Origin of the sequence: Pseudomonas taiwanensis (assembly GCF_013393345.1) — a bacterium.
Taxonomy (GTDB): Bacteria; Pseudomonadota; Gammaproteobacteria; order Pseudomonadales; family Pseudomonadaceae; genus Metapseudomonas; species Metapseudomonas resinovorans_C.
Genome location: NZ_QJRF01000074.1, coordinates 32410 through 48034, shown reverse-complemented (window position 1 = coordinate 48034; position 15625 = coordinate 32410). Strand labels below are relative to the sequence as shown.

The following is a 15625-nucleotide window of genomic DNA, read 5'->3' as shown; positions in this document are numbered from 1 at the left end:
GTGTTTATGGGGTCGAGGCTGGGCGCCATCCCTGGCGCCCGGGCAAGGGCTTGTATTTTGTGGTTCAGGTCACTTGTTTACGGGCCATGAAACGCTCTTCGCGCCAGGCACCGCTGTCGAGTACCTCGCCGAGGGTTTCCGCGGCGTCCCAGACATCGACGAAGCGGGTGTAGAGCGGCGTGAAGCCGAAACGCATGATTCGCGGCTCGCGGTAGTCACCGATGACGCCCCGGTCGATCAGCGCCTGGATGACTGCGTAGCCTTCGGGGTGCTCGAAGCTCACGTGGCTGCCACGACGAGCGTGCTCCAGCGGGGTGACCAGCGTCAGTGGGTGCTTGCCGCAGCGTGCCTGGACGCGCTCGATGAAGAGATCGGTCAGCGCCAGGGACTTCTGCCGCAAGGCCTGCATATCGGTCTTGGCGTAGGTGTCGAGGCCGCACTCCACCAAGGCCATCGAGGTGATGGGCTGAGTACCACAGAGGTAGCGACCGATGCCCGGTGCGGGCTCGTAGCGAGGCTCCATGCCGAACTGGCGGGCATGGCCCCACCAGCCCGAAAGCGGTTGCCAGACCAGCTCCCGAAGCGCCGGAGAAACCCAGACGAAGGCCGGCGAACCGGGGCCGCCGTTCAGGTACTTGTAGGTGCAGCCGATGGCGTAGTCGGCACCTGCGGCCTTGAGGTCCACCGGCACTGCCCCGGCCGAGTGGCAGAGGTCCCAGATGGTCAGCGCGCCGCACTCGTGGGCCAGCGCGGTCAGAGCGGCCATGTCGTGCAGGTAGCCGGTCTTGTAGTTCACCTGGGTGATCATCACCACGGCGGTGTCATTGCCGATGGCCGTCGGCAGGTCCTCCGGGCGGTCCACGAGGCGCATGCTGTAGCCCTGCTGCAGCATGTCGGCCAGACCTTCGGCCATGTAGATGTCGGTGGGGAAGTTGCTGGTCTCGGTGACGATCACCTTGCGCGACGGATCGCGCTCAACCTGCACGCGCAGGGCGGCTACCAGCACCTTGAAAAGGTTGATGGACGTGGTATCGGTGATCACCACTTCGTCCTCGCCGGCACCGATCAGGGGCGCCAACTTGTTGCCCAGGCGCTCCGGCAGGCCGCGCCAGCCGGCGCTGTTCCAACTGCTGATCAGGTCGTCACCCCACTCGTCCGCCAGCACCTGCCGCGCCCGATCCAGGGCCGCAACCGGGCGAGCACCGAGGGAGTTACCGTCCAGATAGATCATGCCCTCGGGCAGGGCGAAGTCCTCACGCAGCGCGGCGAGTGAGTCGCGGGCATCAAGGGCCAGGCAGGCTTCTCTTGTTGTCATGGTCTTTTCCTAATTCGAGTGACGACGCAGCACGGCACGAACCGGACTGGCATCGAGATGAGTGAATTTGAGAGGGAGGGCGATCAGCTCGTAATCGCCCGGCGGTACCTCATCCAGCAACAGGCCTTCGAGGATGGCCATGCACTGACGCGCCACTGCGCGGTGGGCGTCGAGGCTCTTACTGTCCTGGGGGTCCAGGGAGGGCGTGTCAGTGCCCACCAGCATCACGCCGTGATGGGCCAGAAGCTCAATGCAGGTGGGGTGGATGGCGGCGAAGTGCTCGGGCCAGGCATCCAGCGGCGACTGCAGCCAAGTGCGGATCAGTACTCGGGGCGGCACCCCGTCGAGGTGGGGGGTCAGTTGCTCGGGCCGAACGTACGGCCCGGCATCCAGGCAATGGATGACCCGGCAAGGCCCGAGGTACGGCGCGAGATCCACGGCTCCGATCGCCGCACCCGTGGCGTCGTAGTGCAGTGGCGCGTCGGCGTGGGCGCCGGTGTGGGGCGACAGGGTGATGCGCCCGACATTGACTGGGCAGTGTTCGTCGATCCGCCAGCAGCGCTCTTCCTGGAAAGGCGTGTCGCCCGGCCAGGTAGGGGTACTGCTGTCCAGCGGCGGGCTGATGTCCCACAGGACCTTGTCGTCGTGCATGTTCGTCCTCCTCCTCAAGCGAGAGAATCATGCTGCAAGGCCCATCGAATTTTCGTGCTATCTTTGCGCCACTCGCCCAATTAGTTCGCAGATAATTCTGAGAACCATCAAAACAAGAGAAGAATATTCAATTGAACCTGGACGCTACCGACCTGCGCATTCTGCTCTGCCTGCAGCAGAACGGACGCATCAGCAATCAGGAGCTGGCGGAGAAGGTCGCGCTATCGCCGTCTGCCTGCCTGCGCCGGCTGCGCAACCTCGAGGACGAAGGCATCATCCGCGGCTACCGCCCGGTACTGGATGCCGAGCGCCTGGGTGTCGAACTGGAAGCCCTGGTCCACGTTTCCATGCGTCAGGACGAGGAAGGCTGGCATGACCGCTTCGTCCAGAAAGTGCAGGGCTGGCCCGAAGTGATCGCCGCCTACATCGTCACCGGGCATAGCAACTACGTATTGCGGGTGCAGGTGCGCAACCTGAAGCAGTTCTCGGACTTCATCGTGAACCGGTTGAACCGCGCCAATGGCGTCACCGATATCCGCTCCGAGATCATCCTGCAGACCATCAAGGACGGCGGTGGTGTGCTGGACCTGCTCGTCGCCCGCAAGTAGGCAGGACTCAGCCCATCAGAAAAGCGGCCACGGCGTCCGCCGCGCTGTCCAGGTGCTGTTCATGGCTGAAACCTGATGCCTTGAGCGGCTTCAGGTCGTGATCCCCCGCCACCAGCCATTGCACGCGAATGGCATCCGACAGGCTGTAGCCGGCCACTGTCAGGCGGTCCCCCATGGGGTCGCGCTCACCTTGCACGATCAACGTCGGGGTCTTGAGATCGGCCAGGTGGGCGACACGGGGCTTGTCCGCCTTGCCCACGGCATGGAACGGATAACCCAGACAAACGAGCGCATCGACGCCCAGCTCATCGGCCAGCAGACTGGCCATCCGCCCTCCCATGGACTTGCCGCCGATGGCCAGCGGCCCTGTGACCTGCTGTCGCACCAAGGCATGAACCTCCCGCCAGCAGCCCAGCAACTGGGCCTGGGGATTCGGTGGACGGCGACGTCCATCCTCCCGCCGGGCGGCCATGTAAGGGAACTCGAAACGAGCCACGGCAATGCCACGAGTGGCAAGCCTTTGCGCCATGTCATCCATGAATGGGCTATCCATCGGCGCACCCGCGCCATGGGCGAGGATGAGGGTGTACGAAACCGGGCCCACAGGCCTACTCCACAGCAGCATTCAGACTTCTCCGTCGATTGTGGGCGATTGATCCAGATCAATAGCCGCCAAATGGGCTTTCACCATGCTTGCCGCGCTATCTAAAAACCGTGGACGGAAGCCCATAACATGAGCACAGCAAGCAGTACCGCCTATAACTACAAGGTGGTCCGCCAGTTCGCCATCATGACGGTGGTTTGGGGAATCGTCGGGATGGGGCTCGGCGTTCTCATTGCCGCACAACTGGCCTGGCCGGAACTCAACTTCAACCTTCCCTGGACGAGCTTCGGCAGACTACGCCCCCTGCACACCAACGCAGTGATCTTCGCCTTCGGCGGTTGCGCACTGTTTGCCACCAGCTACTACGCAGTGCAGCGCACCTGCCAGACCCGCCTGATCTCCGACAAGCTCGCCGCCTTCACCTTCTGGGGTTGGCAGTTGGTCATCGTACTGGCTGCCATCAGCCTGCCGATGGGCTGGACCAGCTCGAAAGAATACGCCGAGCTGGAATGGCCGATCGATATCCTGATCACCATTGTCTGGGTCAGCTACGCCATTGTCTTCTTCGGAACCGTGGTGAAGCGCAAGACCAAGCATATCTACGTGGGTAACTGGTTCTTCGGTGGATTCATCCTTACCGTGGCCATCCTGCATCTGGTGAACAACCTGGAGATCCCGGTCACCCTGACCAAGTCCTACTCCCTCTACTCCGGCGCCACCGATGCCATGATCCAGTGGTGGTACGGCCACAACGCGGTCGGTTTCTTCCTCACCGCCGGCTTCCTGGGGATGATGTACTACTTCGTGCCCAAGCAGGCCGAGCGCCCGGTGTACTCCTATCGCCTGTCCATCGTGCACTTCTGGGCGCTGATCACCCTGTACATCTGGGCCGGTCCGCACCACCTGCACTACACCGCCCTGCCCGACTGGGCGCAATCCCTTGGCATGGTGATGTCCCTGGTACTGCTCGCTCCGAGCTGGGGCGGCATGATCAACGGCATGATGACCCTGTCCGGCGCCTGGCATAAGCTGCGCTCCGACCCCATCCTGCGCTTCCTGGTGGTATCCCTGGCCTTCTACGGCATGTCCACCTTCGAAGGCCCGATGATGGCCATCAAGACCGTCAACGCCCTCTCCCACTACACCGACTGGACCATCGGCCACGTACACGCCGGCGCCCTCGGCTGGGTCGCCATGGTGTCCATCGGCTCCCTGTACCACCTGATTCCGAAAGTGTTCGGTCGCGAGCAGATGCACAGCGTTGGCCTGATCAATGCGCACTTCTGGCTGGCCACCATCGGCACCGTGCTCTACATCGCCTCCATGTGGGTCAACGGCATCACCCAAGGCCTGATGTGGCGTGCAGTCAACGAGGACGGCACCCTCACCTACTCCTTCGTCGAAGCCCTGGAAGCCAGCCATCCCGGCTTCGTGGTGCGCGTTATCGGCGGCGCCATCTTCTTCAGCGGCATGCTGCTGATGGCTTGGAACACCTGGCGCACCGCCAAGGCCTCCAAGCCCGCTGAATACGACGCCGCCGCGCAGATCCCGCAAGGAGCCCACTGATGAAACAGCACGAGAAACTCGAGAAGAACGTCGGCCTCCTGGCGTTGTTCATGGTCCTGGCCGTCAGCATCGGCGGCCTGGTGCAGATCGTGCCGCTGTTCTTCCAGGACGTGACCAACACCCCGGTCGACGGCATGAAGCCCTATACGGCCCTGCAACTGGAAGGTCGCGACATCTACATCCGCGAAGGCTGCGTCGGCTGCCATTCGCAGATGATCCGTCCGTTCCGCGCTGAAACCGAGCGTTACGGCCACTACTCCGTCGCCGGCGAAAGCGTCTGGGACCACCCCTTCCTGTGGGGCTCCAAGCGTACCGGTCCGGACCTGGCCCGCGTTGGCGGCCGCTACTCCGACGACTGGCACCGGGCGCACCTGTACAACCCGCGCAACGTAGTGCCCGAGTCGAAGATGCCGGCCTACCCCTGGCTGGTGGAGAACACCCTGGACGGCAAGGACACTGCCGCGAAGATCCGCGCCATGCAGACCCTCGGCGTGCCCTACACCGACGAAGACGTCGCGGGCGCTCAAGCAGCGGTGAAAGGCAAGACCGAGATGGATGCCGTGGTCGCCTACCTGCAAGTGCTGGGCACCAGCCTGAAGAACAAGAGGTAGGGCCATGGACATCGGAACCCTGCGTGGCCTCGGCACCCTGCTGGTACTGATCGCCACCCTCGGAGTGATCTGCTGGGCCTACAGCGGCAAGCGCAAGGCGGGCTTCGACGAAGCGGCGAATCTGCCCTTCGCCGATGACGACCGGAACGAATCTAGGAGCAACCGCGCATGACCACATTCTGGAGCTGGTACATCTCCCTGCTCACCATCTTCACCCTGCTGGCACTGACCTGGCTGATCTTCGCCACCCGCAGTGGCGAGTCGAAAGGCACTACTGACCAGACCATGGGCCACGCCTTCGACGGCATCGAGGAATATGACAACCCGCTGCCCAAATGGTGGTTCTGGCTGTTCATCGGCACCCTGATCTTCGCCGCGGGCTATCTGGTGCTCTATCCTGGCCTCGGCAACTGGAAAGGCCTCTTCCCCGGTTATACCGACGGCTGGACCCAGGAATCCCAATGGCAGCGCGAAGTGAACAAGGCCGAGCAACAGTACGGACCGATCTTCGCCCGCTACTCCGCCATGTCCATCGAAGAAGTAGCGCAGGACCCTCAAGCCATGAAGATGGGTGGACGCCTGTTCGCCACCTACTGCTCGATCTGCCATGGATCGGATGCCAAGGGCGCCATGGGTTTCCCCAACCTCGCCGACAGCCAGTGGCGCTGGGGCGGCGATCCGGAAACCATCAAGGCGTCCATTCTCCACGGCAGGATCGCCGCCATGCCGGCGTGGGGCGATGTATTGGGTGACGATGGCGTGAAGAATGTCGCTGCCTATGTGCGTCAAGACCTCGCCGGTCTGAAGCTGCCGGAGGGCACCACAGCTGACCCGGAAGCCGGCAAGGCCCTGTTCGCCACTACCTGCATCGCCTGTCATGGCACCGAAGGCAAGGGCACTGAGGCCATGGGCGCACCTGACCTGACCCACCCGGCCGGCTGGATCTACGGTTCGAGCGTCGCCCAGCTGCAACAAACCATTCGCCACGGCCGCAACGGCCAGATGCCAGCCCAGCAGGAATACCTGGGCCAGGACAAGGTCCATGTGCTGGCTGCCTACATCTACAGCCTGTCCCGCAAAGACCAGGAATTGGCGATCAAGTAAGAGAAAAGCTGGGGTGGCGCAAGGACGTGCCGCCCCAACCTCGCAGCCAGGCCCCAGGTCCGAACTGCATGCCGCGCAAGAAGGCACCCTGAGCCGGGTGCCTAGGACACAGGGAAGTGTCCACCCCTCCTTTTATATAGTGCGACTCAGTGTCGCACCTCTCCGACCAGTAACACCCTCTCGCCTTTGACATCGACTAAGCTGCTTTGGAGTTGCTACTGGTCACAAGTCCAAGGCGCTCCCTCCTGCCGCGCAACACCCCTGGCGTCGACAGCATGTCGGAAAGTGCCGCCAGCACAGCCGCAAATCCTTGTCCAGTGGGCTTCTCAGCCCGGATTGTGTCGGCTTGTGTCGTTGCAATGGCCACCCTCTTTCTCCATACTTGCCGCCGATTTTTTGTCCCCAAAAAACTCCATTAACCGTGGAACCCCTAGCATGAGCACAGCAATCAGTCAGACTGCTTATAACTATAAGGTGGTCCGCCAGTTCGCCATTATGACGGTGATCTGGGGGGTCATAGGGATGGGTCTAGGCGTGTTCATCGCCGCACAACTCGTGTGGCCGGAACTCAACCTGAACCTGCCCTGGACTTCGTTCGGCCGCCTGCGTCCCCTGCATACCAACGCGGTGATCTTCGCCTTCGGCGGATGCGCACTGTTCGCCACTTCCTACTATGTGGTGCAGCGCACCTGCCAGGCCCGCCTGGTATCCGATAGTCTGGCCGCCTTCACCTTCTGGGGTTGGCAAGCCGTGATCGTGCTGGCAGTCATCACGCTGCCGCTGGGTTACACCTCCTCCAAGGAATACGCCGAACTGGAGTGGCCGATCGACATCCTCCTGGGTATCGTCTGGATCACCTACTGCGTCGTCTTCTTCGGGACCATCATCAAGCGCAAGACCAAGCACATCTACGTGGGCAACTGGTTCTTCGGCGCTTTCATCCTGGTTACCGCCATGCTGCACATCGTGAACAGCATGGAAATGCCGGTCTACGCCTTCAAGTCGTACTCCATGTACGCTGGCGCGACCGACGCGATGATCCAGTGGTGGTACGGCCACAACGCCGTAGGCTTCTTCCTGACTACCGGCTTCCTGGGGATGATGTACTACTTCGTTCCGAAGCAGGCCGAGCGTCCGATCTACTCCTACCGTCTGTCCATCGTGCACTTCTGGGCGCTGATCACCCTGTACATCTGGGCCGGTCCGCACCACCTGCACTACACCGCTCTGCCGGACTGGGCCCAGTCCCTCGGCATGGCCATGTCCCTGATCCTGCTCGCTCCGAGCTGGGGCGGCATGATCAACGGCATGATGAGCCTCTCCGGCGCCTGGCATAAGCTGCGCTCCGACCCCATCCTGCGCTTCCTGGTGGTATCCCTGGCCTTCTACGGCATGTCCACCTTCGAAGGCCCGATGATGGCCATCAAGACCGTCAACGCCCTCTCCCACTACACCGACTGGACCATCGGCCACGTACACGCCGGCGCCCTCGGCTGGGTAGCGATGATCTCCATCGGCTCCCTGTACCACCTGATTCCGAAGGTATTCGCTCGCGAGCAGATGCACAGTGTTGGCCTGATCAACGCCCACTTCTGGTTGGCCACTATCGGTACCGTGCTGTACATCGCCTCCATGTGGGTCAACGGCATCACCCAGGGTCTGATGTGGCGCGCTGTCAACGAAGACGGCACCCTCACCTACTCCTTCGTTGAAGCTCTGGAAGCCAGCCACCCGGGTTACCTGGTGCGCATGATCGGCGGCGCTTTCTTCGTGACCGGCATGCTGCTGATGGCCTACAACACCTATCGCACCGTACGTGCTGCGAAGCCGGCTGAATACGACGCCGCTGCGCAGATCCCGCAAGGAGCTCACTAATGAAGCAACACGAATTAGTTGAGAAGAACATCGGCCTGCTGGCCCTGTTCATGGTGATTGCCGTGAGCATTGGCGGCTTGGTGCAGATCGTGCCGCTGTTCTTCCAGGACGTCACCAACACTCCGGTGGAAGGCATGAAGCCGCGCACTGCGCTGGAACTCGAAGGCCGCGACATCTACATCCGCGAAGGCTGCGTTGGCTGCCACTCGCAGATGGTCCGTCCGTTCCGCGCTGAAACCGAGCGTTATGGCCACTACTCCGTTGCCGGCGAAAGCGTCTGGGATCACCCCTTCCTGTGGGGCTCCAAGCGTACCGGTCCGGACCTGGCCCGCGTTGGCGGCCGCTACTCCGACGACTGGCACCGTGCGCACCTGTACAACCCGCGCAACGTAGTGCCGGAATCGAAAATGCCCTCCTACCCCTGGTTGGTTGAGAACAAGCTCGACGGCAAGCACACCGGCGACAAGATGGAAGCTCTGCGCAAGCTGGGCGTGCCCTATACCGACGAAGACATCGCCGGCGCCAAGGCGGCAGTCAAAGGCAAGACCGAGATGGACGCGCTGGTCGCGTTCCTGCAAGGCCTGGGCACCTCTATCAAGAACAAACGGTAACGCAAGATGGATATCGGTACTCTCCGCGGCATAGGCACCTTCATCGTATTCGTCGCCTTCATCGGCGTCGTGCTGTGGGCCTACAGCAGCAAGCGCAAAAGCAGCTTCGACGAGGCTGCCAACCTGCCCTTCGCGGATGAGCCGCCCAAATCCTCCAAGCGCGACGAGCAAGATTCTAGGAGTAACAAAGAATGACTTCGTTCTGGAGTTGGTATGTAACCCTGCTCACCAGCGCCACGCTGGTAGCGCTGACCTGGCTGATCTTCGCCACCCGCCGTGGCCAGCGCCAGGAAAGCACCGAAGAAACCGTCGGCCATGCTTTCGACGGCATCGAGGAATATGACAACCCGCTGCCCAAGTGGTGGTTCATGCTGTTCGTCGGCACCCTGATCTTCGCCGTCGGCTACCTGGTCATGTACCCGGGCATGGGCAACTGGAAAGGCATCTTCCCCGGTTACAGCGAAGTAACCGAAGGCAAGCCTTTCGCCAACGGCCAGACCGGCTGGACTGGCGTCCACCAGTGGGAAAAGGAGATGGACAAGGCCGATAAGGAATACGGTCCGATCTTCGCCAAGTACGCTGCCATGCCTATCGAAGAAGTGGCCCAGGACCCGAAAGCCCTGAAAATGGGCGGCCGCATGTTCGCGTCCTACTGCTCCGTATGCCACGGCTCCGACGCCAAGGGCGCTTACGGCTTCCCGAACCTGACCGACCACGACTGGCGCTGGGGCGGCGAGTCCGCGACCATCAAGACCACCATCATGGGTGGTCGCCATGGCGTGATGCCGGCCTGGGGCGAAGTTGTCGGCGACCAGGGCGTACGCGATGTTGCCGCCTTCCTGCGCGTGACCCTCCACGGTCGCGAACTGCCGAAGGACGTGAAGGCCGATCCGGAAGCCGGTAAAGCCATCTTCGCGGCCAACTGCGTGGCGTGCCACGGTCCGGAAGCCAAGGGCACCCCGGCCATGGGCGCACCGGACCTGACCCACCCGAACGCCTTCATCTACGGCAGCAGCTATGCCCAGCTGCAACAGACCATCCGTTATGGCCGCCAAGGCACCATGCCTGCCCAGGAGCAAGTCCTCGGCAACGACAAGGTGCACCTGCTGGCTGCGTACGTTTACAGCCTGTCGCAGAAACCGGCTGCAGAAACTGCATCCAAGTAATACCCTCGCCTGCCATGCGCGACGCACTGTCGCACATGGCAGGCCGCTATCAGGCGTACCATATATAGCGGATAGAAAGACTCAGACCGGCAACGTACTGGTCAGAGCGCCGACAACCGCCGTGGTATGAGAACGATGAGCGAACAGATTCCCGTCAAGAACGTCACCCCTCCCCCGGCCAAGGGCGGTGAAACCACCGACCTGTACGCCAGCCGCGAAAAGATCTACACCCGAGCCTTCACCGGGCTGTTTCGCAACCTGCGAATGGCCGGCGGCGCCTTTCTCTTCCTGCTCTACTTCGGCACCGTCTGGCTCAGCTGGAACGATCGCCAGGCTGTCTGGTGGAACCTCCCCGAGCGGAAGTTCTACATCTTCGGCGCCACCTTCTGGCCCCAGGATTTCGTCCTTCTCTCCTGGCTGCTGATCATCTGCGCCTTCGGCCTGTTCTTCATCACCGTATTCGCTGGACGCGTCTGGTGCGGCTACACGTGCCCCCAGAGCGTCTGGACCTGGATCTTCATGTGGTGCGAGAAAGTCACCGAGGGTGACCGCAACCAGCGCATGAAGCTCGACAAGGCCCCCATGAGCGGCCAGAAAGCCCTGCGCAAATCCGCAAAACACGGCCTCTGGCTGTTGATCGGCTTCGCCACCGGCATGACCTTCGTCGGCTACTTCACCCCCGTCCGCGATCTGGTCATCGACTTCTTCACCGGCTCTGCCAGCGGCTGGGCCTATTTCTGGGTCGCGTTCTTCACCCTCGCCACCTACGGCAACGCCGGCTGGCTGCGCGAGCAGGTGTGCATCTACATGTGCCCCTACGCGCGCTTCCAGAGCGTGATGTTCGACAAGGACACCCTGATCGTCTCCTATGATCCGCGCCGCGGCGAATCCCGTGGTCCGCGCAAGAAGGGGCTCGACTACAAGGCCCAGGGCCTGGGTGACTGCATCGACTGCACCATGTGTGTCCAGGTCTGCCCCACCGGTATCGATATCCGTGACGGGCTGCAGATCGAGTGCATCGGCTGCGCCGCCTGCATCGACGCCTGCGACAGCATCATGGAAAAGATGAACTACCCGAAAGGGCTGATCAGCTACACGACCGAGCACAACCTGAACGGTCAGAAAACCCATCTGATGCGCCCGCGCCTGATCGGTTACGCTATCGCCCTCGTCGCCATGATCGGCCTTTTCGCCTACGCCGTAGCCATCCGCTCCCTGGTTGAACTGGACGTGATCAAGGACCGCGTACTGTTCCGCGAAAACGAGCAGGGGCGGATCGAGAACGTCTATACCCTGAAGATCATGAACAAGGCCCAGGTCGACCAGACCTTCGTCATCGACGCCGAAGGCCTCGACGGCCTGGTCTACGAAGGCAAGCGCGAAGTCCGCGCTGACGCTGGCGAAGTGCTTTCGGTACCGGTGGAACTGTCCATCGAGCCCGACCAGTTGCCTTCCAGCACCAACAAGATCCTCTTCCGCGTCCATAGCGCGGACGACCCCAGCATCAAGACCGACGCCGACAGCCGCTTCATCGGCCCAAGCGTCCGCTAGCAAACGGAAGACCCATGCAGTCCGATACTCCCAGCCCCTGGTACAAGCAGCCCTGGCCCTGGTTCATCCTCGCCATCCTCGGCACATCGGTGGTGCTCGGCACCACCATGCTGGTGATCGCCACCCGTAACCCGCCGAGCCTGGTTTCCGACAACTATTACGAAGTCGGCAAGGGCATCAACACCTCGTTGGAGCGCGAAAACCTGGCCAAGCAGCTCGGCATGCAGGCCAGCCTGCAGCTCGACGAGAGCAGTGGCGAAGTTGCACTGCAGCTCGTGGGAAAAAGCCGTCCGCAGCAACTGGTACTGAGCCTGCTCTCCCCTACCCAGCCGGAGAAGGATCGCCGCGTCGTGTTGCAGCCCCAGGCTGACGGCCAATACCGTGGCCATCTTCAGGACCCGGTCAGCGGACGTCGCTTCGTCGAGTTGATCGGCCAGGAGCAGGGGCAGGATTGGCGTCTGTTCGAGGAAGAAACCCTCGACAAGGGCAGCGTTATCCGCCTCGGCGAATAAGCGCATGAGTGCACCGCTTCCCTGCTACCACTGTGGTTTGCCGGTTCCGGCCGGCAGCCGTTTCGAGGCCCGCGTGCTGGGAGAGACGCGGGCCATGTGCTGTCCGGGATGCCAGGCGGTGGCCGAAGCCATCGTCGCTGGCGGTCTGGAGAGCTACTACCATCACCGCAGCGACACCGCTCCTAATCCCGACGCCCTGCCCCGCGAGCTACCCGATGAGCTGGCCCTCTACGATCGCACCGAAGTGCAACAACCTTTCGTGCAGCACCAGGGGGACCTCAGCGAGACCTGCCTGCTGATCGAAGGCATCAACTGCGCCGCCTGCGGCTGGCTGATCGAGAAGCACCTCAAGGCGCTGGGGGCCGTTGCCGAGGCCAGCCTCAACCTGTCCAACCATCGCCTGCAGGTGCGCTGGTACGACAGCCAGCTGCCACTGAGCCAGTTGCTCAAGGAGCTGCGCAAGATCGGTTACGCCGGCCATCCCTACAAGGCCGACGAGGCTGCCGAACGCCTCGCCAGCGAAAACCGTCGCGCCATGCGCCAGCTCGGTGTCGCCGGCCTGCTCTGGATGCAGGTGATGATGGCCGCGATGGCGACCTGGCCGGAATTCAATATCGACCTGTCGCCCGAGCTGGACACCATCCTGCGCTGGGTCAGCCTGTTCCTGACCACGCCCATCGTCTTTTATTGCTGCGGCCAGTTCTTCCGCGGAGCCCTGCGCGACCTGCGCACCCGCCACCTGACCATGGACGTTTCAGTCTCCCTGGCCATCGGTGGTGCCTACGTCGCAGGCATCTGGTCCACAGTGACCGGTATCGGCGAGCTGTATTTCGACGCCGTCGGCATGTTTGCCCTGTTCCTGCTGGCGGGCCGCTACCTGGAACGCCGCGCCCGGGAGCGCACCGCTGCGGCCACCGCGCAACTGGTCAACCTGCTGCCAGCCTCCTGCCTCCGCCTGGACGAGAAAGGTCATAGCGAGCGCATCCTCCTCAGCGAACTGAAGATCGGCGATCACGTCCTGGTTCCTCCGGGCTCTCTGCTGCCAGCCGATGGCCAGATCCTGTCCGGCCAGTCCAGCGTCGACGAATCCCTGCTCACCGGCGAATACCTGCCTCATCCGCGCAGTCAAGGCGACGCCGTAACCGCCGGCACCCTGAACGTCGAAGGCCCGCTCACCATCGCGGTCCAGGCCCTGGGGGACGATACCCGCCTCTCGGCCATCGTCCGCCTGCTGGAACGCGCCCAGGCGGACAAGCCTCGCCTGGCCGAGGTGGCCGACAAAGTCGCCCAGTGGTTCCTGATCTTCATTCTCGCGGCAGCCGCCATCGTCGGCATCGCCTGGTGGGAGATCGATCCGGATCGCGCCTTCTGGGTCGTGCTTTCGCTGCTGGTGGCTACCTGTCCCTGCGCCCTCGCGCTGGCCACCCCGACCGCCCTCACCACCGCTACGGGGAGCCTGCACAAACTCGGCCTGCTACTGACCCGTGGCCACGTCCTGGAGGGTCTGAAGCAGATCGACACGGTGATCTTCGACAAAACCGGCACGCTGACCGAGGGCCGCTTGACCCTGAGCGCCATCCACCCGCTCGGAGCGCTGGATCGCGATACCTGCCTGGGGCTGGCCGCGGCCCTCGAGAACCGTTCGGAACACCCCATCGCCCGTGCTTTCGGCCGAGCACCGCAAGCAGCCGAGCTAGTGGAAAGTGTGCCCGGTCGTGGGCTGGAGGGTCGTGTTGGCGAACGACGCCTGCGAATTGGCCAACCCAGCTTCGTCGCCGAGCTCTGCGCCATGACGGCACCCGATATCCCCGGCGACCAGGGTCAGTGGCTACTGCTGGGTGATGAACAGGGGCTGCTGGCCTGGTTCGTCCTCGACGATCGTCTGCGGGACGATGCCCCCGCCCTGCTGGATGCCTGCCGCGCACGCGGCTGGAAGATCCTGCTGCTGTCCGGCGACAGCTCGCCCATGGTGAGCGGCATCGCCCAGCAATTGGGGATAGACGATGCCCGTGGCGGCCTGACGCCAGATGCCAAGCTGGAAGTCCTGCGTCAACTCCATCAACAGGGCCACAAGGTGCTGATGCTGGGTGACGGGGTCAACGACGTGCCAGTCCTGGCCGGAGCCGACATCAGCGTCGCCATGGGCAGCGCTACCGACCTGGCCAAGACCAGCGCGGACGCCGTGCTGCTTTCCAACCGACTCGACAGCCTGGTGCAGGCATTCGCCCTGGCTCGTCGGACCCGTCGCATCATCGTCGAGAACCTGGCCTGGGCGACCTTGTACAATGGCCTGGTGCTGCCCTTCGCCGCCCTCGGCTGGATCACTCCCCTCTGGGCGGCCTTCGGCATGTCGGTCAGCTCGCTGCTGGTGGTGGTAAACGCCCTGCGCCTGGCCCGCACCTGACCTACGACTATTCAATCGGAGTCCCTGATGCCAGCGCTATACATACTGATCCCGGTCGCCATCGGCCTGGTCGGTTTCGCCATCTGGCTGTTCTTCTGGGCAGTGGACAGCGGCCAGTACGACGACCTCGACGGCCCGGCCCACAGCATCCTCTTCGATGACGAGGACCCCAAACACCAGGCCGGCATAGCCGAAGCCGAGGGCACGGAGAAAGACAAAAAGGACGAGCAGGACAAGCCCCGTGGCTGAACTCGCTCCCCTCGTGCTCTCCGCGCTTATCCTCGGCCTGCTGGGTGGCGGTCATTGCCTCGGCATGTGCGGCGGCCTGATGGGCGCCCTCACACTCGCCATTCCGCCTGAACAACGCGCCCGTCGCTTGCGCCTGCTGCTGGCCTACAATCTTGGACGCATCCTCAGCTACACCTTTGCCGGCTTGCTCATCGGCCTGGCCGGGTGGGCGGTTTCCAGCAGCCCGGCAGCCATGGCCCTGCGGATCGTGGCCGCGTTGCTCCTGGTTTGCATGGGACTCTATCTGGCTGGCTGGTGGAGCGGCCTGACGCGTATCGAGGCCCTGGGACGGGGGCTCTGGCGCCATATCCAGCCGGTAGCACGCAAGCTGCTGCCGGTATCCAGCCTGCCTCGCGCCTTGTTGCTGGGCGGGCTCTGGGGCTGGCTGCCCTGCGGCCTGGTCTACAGCACCCTGCTCTGGTCCGCCAGCCAGGGATCGGCGGCGGATAGTGCCCTGCTGATGCTGGCCTTCGGCCTCGGTACCCTTCCCGTGCTGATTGCCACTGGCCTCGCTGCCGAACGCCTGACCGCGCTGCTGCGCAATCGCGGCGTCCGCGTCACAGGCGGACTGCTGGTGATTCTCTTCGGCCTGTGGACCCTGCCCGGGCCACACCAGGCCTGGCTGATGGGCCACGGTGACCATGGCAGCAGTGCCGCCAGCAGCGAGCACCAGCACGGCACCCACAGCCCTTAAACGGTTTGATACAAATCAAGATGGCCCTGGTGGTGGCCCCATAGACTCCCTGGCACAGACAGCCG

17 protein-coding genes are annotated in these 15625 nt (G+C 63.1%); 14 read left to right on the top strand and 3 right to left on the bottom strand.

The window, feature by feature from the left end; genetic code table 11:
- Nucleotides 1–64: 64 nt before the first annotated feature.
- Nucleotides 65–1315 (bottom strand): kynureninase, encoded by a 1251-nt coding sequence (gene kynU, locus DM872_RS25430; protein ID WP_179062009.1) that lies wholly within the window; start codon nucleotides 1313–1315, stop codon nucleotides 65–67.
- Nucleotides 1316–1324: 9 nt separating this feature from the next.
- Entirely contained in the window at nucleotides 1325–1966 is a 642-nt protein-coding gene (kynB, locus tag DM872_RS25425) for an arylformamidase (RefSeq protein ID WP_179062008.1), read from the bottom strand.
- Nucleotides 1967–2097: 131 nt separating this feature from the next.
- Between kynB and DM872_RS25420 the strand changes: the two genes are divergently transcribed.
- A complete protein-coding gene (locus tag DM872_RS25420) occupies nucleotides 2098–2574 on the top strand; it encodes an Lrp/AsnC family transcriptional regulator (protein ID WP_179062007.1) in 477 nt (158 codons plus the stop codon).
- 7 nt (nucleotides 2575–2581) lie between these two features.
- Here DM872_RS25420 and DM872_RS25415 read toward each other — a convergent pair whose 3' ends face one another.
- Nucleotides 2582–3199, bottom strand: a complete 618-nt coding sequence (locus DM872_RS25415) for an alpha/beta family hydrolase (protein ID WP_179062006.1) — start codon at nucleotides 3197–3199, stop codon at nucleotides 2582–2584.
- A 108-nt stretch (nucleotides 3200–3307) separates the two neighbouring features.
- Here DM872_RS25415 and ccoN (DM872_RS25410) point away from each other — a divergent pair, with 108 nt between their 5' ends.
- The 13 genes from ccoN (DM872_RS25410) to DM872_RS25350 all read left to right on the top strand — a co-directional run bounded on the left by ccoN (DM872_RS25410) (nucleotide 3308) and on the right by DM872_RS25350 (nucleotide 15560).
- Nucleotides 3308–4744 carry a cytochrome-c oxidase, cbb3-type subunit I gene (gene ccoN, locus DM872_RS25410; RefSeq protein WP_179062005.1) on the top strand — a complete coding sequence of 479 codons (1437 nt, stop codon included), beginning with the start codon at nucleotides 3308–3310 and terminating at the stop codon, nucleotides 4742–4744.
- Nucleotides 4744–5355 (top strand): cytochrome-c oxidase, cbb3-type subunit II, encoded by a 612-nt coding sequence (ccoO, locus tag DM872_RS25405; protein ID WP_179062004.1) that lies wholly within the window; start codon nucleotides 4744–4746, stop codon nucleotides 5353–5355. The genes ccoN (DM872_RS25410) and ccoO (DM872_RS25405) overlap by 1 nt, the downstream gene beginning before the upstream one ends.
- Nucleotides 5356–5359: 4 nt before the next feature.
- Nucleotides 5360–5527: a cbb3-type cytochrome oxidase subunit 3 gene (locus tag DM872_RS25400; RefSeq protein WP_179062003.1), complete on the top strand. Its 168-nt coding sequence runs from the start codon at nucleotides 5360–5362 to the stop codon at nucleotides 5525–5527.
- On the top strand, nucleotides 5524–6459 hold the full coding sequence (gene ccoP, locus DM872_RS25395) for a cytochrome-c oxidase, cbb3-type subunit III (RefSeq protein ID WP_179062002.1): 936 nt from the start codon (nucleotides 5524–5526) through the stop codon (nucleotides 6457–6459). The genes DM872_RS25400 and ccoP (DM872_RS25395) overlap by 4 nt, the downstream gene beginning before the upstream one ends.
- A gap of 435 nt (nucleotides 6460–6894) precedes the next feature.
- Entirely contained in the window at nucleotides 6895–8334 is a 1440-nt protein-coding gene (ccoN, locus tag DM872_RS25390; protein WP_179062001.1) for a cytochrome-c oxidase, cbb3-type subunit I, read from the top strand.
- Nucleotides 8334–8945, top strand: coding sequence for a cytochrome-c oxidase, cbb3-type subunit II (gene ccoO, locus DM872_RS25385; protein ID WP_179062000.1), 612 nt, complete (start codon nucleotides 8334–8336; stop codon nucleotides 8943–8945). Before ccoN (DM872_RS25390) ends, ccoO (DM872_RS25385) begins: the two co-directional genes overlap by 1 nt.
- Before the next feature lie 6 nt (nucleotides 8946–8951).
- Nucleotides 8952–9140, top strand: a complete 189-nt coding sequence (locus DM872_RS25380) for a cbb3-type cytochrome oxidase subunit 3 (protein ID WP_179061999.1) — start codon at nucleotides 8952–8954, stop codon at nucleotides 9138–9140.
- Nucleotides 9137–10111 carry a cytochrome-c oxidase, cbb3-type subunit III gene (gene ccoP, locus DM872_RS25375; RefSeq protein ID WP_179061998.1) on the top strand — a complete coding sequence of 325 codons (975 nt, stop codon included), beginning with the start codon at nucleotides 9137–9139 and terminating at the stop codon, nucleotides 10109–10111. The genes DM872_RS25380 and ccoP (DM872_RS25375) overlap by 4 nt, the downstream gene beginning before the upstream one ends.
- A 135-nt stretch (nucleotides 10112–10246) precedes the next feature.
- The gene (gene ccoG / locus DM872_RS25370) at nucleotides 10247–11662 is read left to right on the top strand and encodes a cytochrome c oxidase accessory protein CcoG (protein WP_179061997.1); all 1416 of its coding nucleotides are present in this window, start codon (nucleotides 10247–10249) and stop codon (nucleotides 11660–11662) included.
- A gap of 14 nt (nucleotides 11663–11676) precedes the next feature.
- Nucleotides 11677–12174, top strand: a complete 498-nt coding sequence (locus DM872_RS25365; protein ID WP_179061996.1) for a FixH family protein — start codon at nucleotides 11677–11679, stop codon at nucleotides 12172–12174.
- 4 nt (nucleotides 12175–12178) lie between these two features.
- Nucleotides 12179–14578 (top strand): heavy metal translocating P-type ATPase, encoded by a 2400-nt coding sequence (locus DM872_RS25360; protein WP_179061995.1) that lies wholly within the window; start codon nucleotides 12179–12181, stop codon nucleotides 14576–14578.
- A gap of 27 nt (nucleotides 14579–14605) precedes the next feature.
- A complete protein-coding gene (gene ccoS, locus DM872_RS25355; protein WP_179061994.1) occupies nucleotides 14606–14827 on the top strand; it encodes a cbb3-type cytochrome oxidase assembly protein CcoS in 222 nt (73 codons plus the stop codon).
- Nucleotides 14820–15560 (top strand): sulfite exporter TauE/SafE family protein, encoded by a 741-nt coding sequence (locus DM872_RS25350; RefSeq protein WP_179061993.1) that lies wholly within the window; start codon nucleotides 14820–14822, stop codon nucleotides 15558–15560. The genes ccoS and DM872_RS25350 overlap by 8 nt, the downstream gene beginning before the upstream one ends.
- The last annotated feature ends 65 nt before the right edge of the window (nucleotides 15561–15625 follow it).

Excerpts from the sequence above, each read along its gene's own strand:
- ccoN (WP_179062001.1), top strand. The coding sequence starts at position 6,895 with ATGAGCACAGCAATCAGTCAGACTGCTTATAACTATAAGGTGGTCCGC.
- kynB (WP_179062008.1), bottom strand. The coding sequence starts at position 1,966 with ATGCACGACGACAAGGTCCTGTGGGACATCAGCCCGCCGCTGGACAGC.
- ccoO (WP_179062000.1), top strand. The coding sequence starts at position 8,334 with ATGAAGCAACACGAATTAGTTGAGAAGAACATCGGCCTGCTGGCCCTG.
- ccoP (WP_179062002.1), top strand. The coding sequence starts at position 5,524 with ATGACCACATTCTGGAGCTGGTACATCTCCCTGCTCACCATCTTCACC.
- DM872_RS25380 (WP_179061999.1), top strand. The coding sequence starts at position 8,952 with ATGGATATCGGTACTCTCCGCGGCATAGGCACCTTCATCGTATTCGTC.
- ccoO (WP_179062004.1), top strand. The coding sequence starts at position 4,744 with ATGAAACAGCACGAGAAACTCGAGAAGAACGTCGGCCTCCTGGCGTTG.
- DM872_RS25415 (WP_179062006.1), bottom strand. The coding sequence starts at position 3,199 with ATGCTGCTGTGGAGTAGGCCTGTGGGCCCGGTTTCGTACACCCTCATC.
- DM872_RS25360 (WP_179061995.1), top strand. The coding sequence starts at position 12,179 with ATGAGTGCACCGCTTCCCTGCTACCACTGTGGTTTGCCGGTTCCGGCC.
- ccoN (WP_179062005.1), top strand. The coding sequence starts at position 3,308 with ATGAGCACAGCAAGCAGTACCGCCTATAACTACAAGGTGGTCCGCCAG.
- DM872_RS25400 (WP_179062003.1), top strand. The coding sequence starts at position 5,360 with ATGGACATCGGAACCCTGCGTGGCCTCGGCACCCTGCTGGTACTGATC.
- kynU (WP_179062009.1), bottom strand. The coding sequence starts at position 1,315 with ATGACAACAAGAGAAGCCTGCCTGGCCCTTGATGCCCGCGACTCACTC.
- ccoP (WP_179061998.1), top strand. The coding sequence starts at position 9,137 with ATGACTTCGTTCTGGAGTTGGTATGTAACCCTGCTCACCAGCGCCACG.
- DM872_RS25365 (WP_179061996.1), top strand. The coding sequence starts at position 11,677 with ATGCAGTCCGATACTCCCAGCCCCTGGTACAAGCAGCCCTGGCCCTGG.
- ccoS (WP_179061994.1), top strand. The coding sequence starts at position 14,606 with ATGCCAGCGCTATACATACTGATCCCGGTCGCCATCGGCCTGGTCGGT.
- ccoG (WP_179061997.1), top strand. The coding sequence starts at position 10,247 with ATGAGCGAACAGATTCCCGTCAAGAACGTCACCCCTCCCCCGGCCAAG.